Origin of the sequence: Protofrankia sp. Cr1 (assembly GCF_963555865.1) — a bacterium.
In the GTDB taxonomy this organism is placed as follows: Bacteria; Actinomycetota; Actinomycetes; order Frankiales; family Frankiaceae; genus Protofrankia.
Map to the genome: position 1 here is coordinate 3108 of NZ_CAUVXO010000130.1, position 3533 is coordinate 6640.

Annotated in this window: 3 protein-coding genes; all 3 read right to left on the bottom strand. The window is 67.4% G+C overall.

Going from position 1 to position 3533, the window contains the following annotated elements:
* Positions 1–14: 14 nt before the first annotated feature.
* The 3 genes from U9980_RS12675 to U9980_RS12685 all read right to left on the bottom strand — a co-directional run bounded on the left by U9980_RS12675 (position 15) and on the right by U9980_RS12685 (position 3480).
* Positions 15–659 (bottom strand): DUF6308 family protein, encoded by a 645-nt coding sequence (locus tag U9980_RS12675; RefSeq protein WP_322747494.1) that lies wholly within the window; start codon positions 657–659, stop codon positions 15–17.
* Positions 660–959: 300 nt separating this feature from the next.
* On the bottom strand, positions 960–2411 hold the full coding sequence (locus U9980_RS12680; protein WP_322768086.1) for a DUF2252 domain-containing protein: 1452 nt from the start codon (positions 2409–2411) through the stop codon (positions 960–962).
* 133 nt (positions 2412–2544) lie between these two features.
* Positions 2545–3480 carry an RluA family pseudouridine synthase gene (locus tag U9980_RS12685; RefSeq protein ID WP_322752317.1) on the bottom strand — a complete coding sequence of 312 codons (936 nt, stop codon included), beginning with the start codon at positions 3478–3480 and terminating at the stop codon, positions 2545–2547.
* Positions 3481–3533: the final 53 nt, after the last annotated feature.

Genomic DNA, 3533 nt, shown 5'->3' on the forward strand with positions numbered 1-3533 from the left:
GCCGGCGGCAGCGGTCAGACCGCGCTGCTCATCCACACGACGATGTCGAGGATGCGCAACGGCGTCAGGGGCGGTCCGCTGTCGGGGACCAGCGCGGACAACCGACGGAACTCCTCAGCATTCTCCCGCAGGTCGTACTGCATCGCCCTGACCAGCAGCTGCATGTACTCACGCCAGGATCGGCCGTCACGGGGCGCCGGTGGGATGCACCGCTCGTGCTGGTAGAAGACCCTGACTTTCGAGTCGAACAGCGGGACCAGTCCGGGCCGCTTGCGGTGCAGGACCTTCGCGATCAGCGAACCCTTGACGTCACGGTCGGACACGTCGGGGTCGTCGAGCGGGTCGTACAGGGCCGCCACAAGATCGAGTGTGACCTCGTCGGCCTCGATCAATTCGATCCCTGGCGGAAGCTTGTCCAGCGCGCGTTGCAGTAACGGCGTCAGCGCGGTCAGTGTGTGCATCCGGTCGACGTCCACCTGGACGCCGAGCAGACAGGGGGCGAGCAGGTCCCCCGTGCACAGCAGGTCGGGGTCACCGTTGGTGGCGAGCCCATCGTAGTACGGGTAGGCATAACGCAGGCCCCGCTTGCGCGGACCGAGGTATTCCTCAAGCAGGCTCTCCGCGTCGAAGACCTCCCGGGTGCCCATCGCCAACTTCACCGCAGGGGCTCCTCAAGTCGTCTCGTGTCGTCGTTGGTGACGGCCGGTGGCGGTCGCCGGGCACCACAACCTTCATATCGCCCGACGCCTGCCGTATCGTCCGTCCCGCGACCATCCTCCTCTGTGACTGTCACGACATGGAAGCGGCCTACCCGGACTCATGCCGGCGGCGGCGTGCTCATGATCCTCAGCACGCCGCCGCCAGCCTGCCCATCCGGACGATCTTTCGAGGTTTGTGCGATCAAAAACGTCGATTCGACCAAACAAAGCTCGAAAAATCATCTTCGAGCGGACGAGCGGTCAGTCGATGGACTCCGCGGTGACTCGACCGGACTTCACCGCTTCGACGAGCGCGGCATGGTCACGCTCGTTCTGGTCGGCGTACGCCTCGGCGAAGTCTGCGAGCGCCCGGTCGAAGACGTCGGTGCGGCCGAGGTAGGAGGCGATGGCGATCCGGTCCCCCGACCGGGCGTGGGCGCGGGCCAGCGTCGCCCCGCACAGTTCCGCGAACGACCGCATGCCGTCTGGCGGCATCTCGTCGACCTGTACGACGCCCTTCCAGTCATACAGCTGACGGACGTAGAAGTATCGTGTCTGGCCGTCGATCCCGGTCCCCTGGTGCCAACCGAGGAAGATGTCGCTGGCCGCCTGCATGCGCCGTTGACCGGAGACGACGCGTTCCCCCTGGTTGGTGTACTCACTCGCCGGCAGGTAATCGGCGAGCACCGACGTGTCGGCTTCTTTCACCTGGAGGAACAGCGGGTCCTGGTCGTCCCGGCCGAGCATGAGGACAATCCAGCAACGGGTACCGACACTGCCGACCCCGACGACCTTCCGGGCGACGTCGACCAGCCGGTACTGGTCGAGCAGGGCACGGCGGTCCGCCTGCAGTGAGTCCCGGTACTCCTCGATCACCCGGTTGAGCTGCTCGGCGAGGACATCGCCCTGCACGCCGGGGAGCAGCTCCATGATCGGAACGAGCAGCGGCGGGTCCGAGGCGATCCGGCGCTCGCCGTCGAGGACCACGGTGAGCTTGTTGAACGCCCGCAGGCTGTCGCGGGTACGGGCGCTGTTCATCGTACGCTTGACCCGCCGGCGCCGGGATTTGGTAAGCCGGTCCCGAAATTCGGACTCGAGCTGTTCCACATCGATCCGCGCGTACCAGACCGCGAGGTTGGTCATCTCGGCGAACCGGCGCATCCACTCCCGGTAGAAACGCACCATGGTCGTGACCACCGACCGCCTTTCGGCAGCGGTGAAACCGTTCTGCCGGCCCGCGATGACGAAGCTGGCCGCCAGCCGTTTGACGTCCCACTCCCATGGGCCGGGCAGAGTTTCGTCGAAGTCGTTGATATCGAACGTCAGGCGCCGCTCGGGTGATGCGAGCAGACGGAAGTTCACCAGGTGGGCATCACCGCACAGCTGTGCGGTGATCCCGGTCCGTGGTGTCCTGGAAAGGTCACCAGCCATGATCGCCGCTGCGCCCCGGAAGAACCGGAACGGCGACTCCATCATCCGCCCGTACCGGATCGGCACCAGTTCGGGCACTCGGGTGGCAGACTGCTTCTCGATCACATCCACCGGGTCGGGTCGCCGTGACGACGGGGAGAACTCGCCATGGCTGGAACGGGGAGCCGTGGCCCGCGCCGCCTTTCCACGCTCGGCCCGCTCCTGCGGGGTCGCGACACGCTGGCCGAGACGCAGCGTGCGGTGACCGTTCGCGGATCTGACCGGTGCTGTCGTCGTGCTCATCACAGTCCTCCCACGGGGTTTCGGTCGCGGACGGAACGTGCCCCCGCGCCCGCATGAGCAACCCATCGCGGCGGTGGACCTGCGCCACGGGACGTGGACCTGCGCCGCCGGGCGCTCTAATCCTCGGAAGTGATCATGACTGCTGGCGGAGGAGGGACACCGCCTCCGCCAGATCGGCTGGATCGGGGCTGGTGAACGTCATCCACCGACCGTCCGCGGGATGAGCGAAGGACAGCTGCGCGGCATGGAGCCATTGCCGGGTCAACCCGAGCCGGCCGGCGAGAACCGGGTCGGCGCCATAGGCGAGATCACCGACGCAGGGATGCCGCAACGCCGACATGTGCACCCGGATCTGATGGGTCCGACCGGTCTCCAGCCGCACCGACAGCAGGGACGCGGCCCGGAACGCCTCTTCGGTGTCATAGTGGGTAACGCTGGGTTTACCATCCGCAACGACGGCGAACAGGCCTGGTTTGCGCGGGTGCCGGTCGATCGGTGCGTCGACCGTTCCCCTGGATGGATCCGGATGCCCCTGCACCAGAGCCCGGTAGATCTTTTCGACCTCCCGCTCCCGGAAGGCACGCTTCAACACGGTGTAGGCGTGCTCGCTCTTCGCGACCACCATGATTCCCGTTGTGCCGACATCCAGGCGGTGGACCACACCCTGACGCTCGGACGCACCGCTGGTCGCAATGCGGTAGCCGGCCGCGGCGAGCCCACCGATCACGGTCGGTCCGCTGAACCCGGGAGCGGGGTGAGCGGCGACGCCCACCGGCTTGCCCACGACCACGATGTCACCATCGTCGTGGATCACCTCCAAGCCGGGCACCGGGGTTGCCTCCATCTGAACCGGAGCCGGCGGCGCCGGCAGTTCGACGTCGAGCCACGCGCCGCCGGTCACCCGATCGGACCGGCCCCGCACCGTGCCGTTGACACTGGCGTAGCCGTCATCCACGAGCGCCGCGGCGGCCGTCCGGGACAACCCGAACATCCGGGCGATGGCGGCGTCCAGGCGCAGGCCGTCCAGCCCGTCGGGAACCGGCAGCGTGCGTCTGTCCCCTGCGCTCACCGCTGATCCCCCACTACTGGTCACCTTCACTGGGCACCCACTGCTGGTCACCG

Excerpts from the sequence above, each read along its gene's own strand:
- U9980_RS12680 (WP_322768086.1), bottom strand. The coding sequence starts at position 2,411 with ATGAGCACGACGACAGCACCGGTCAGATCCGCGAACGGTCACCGCACG.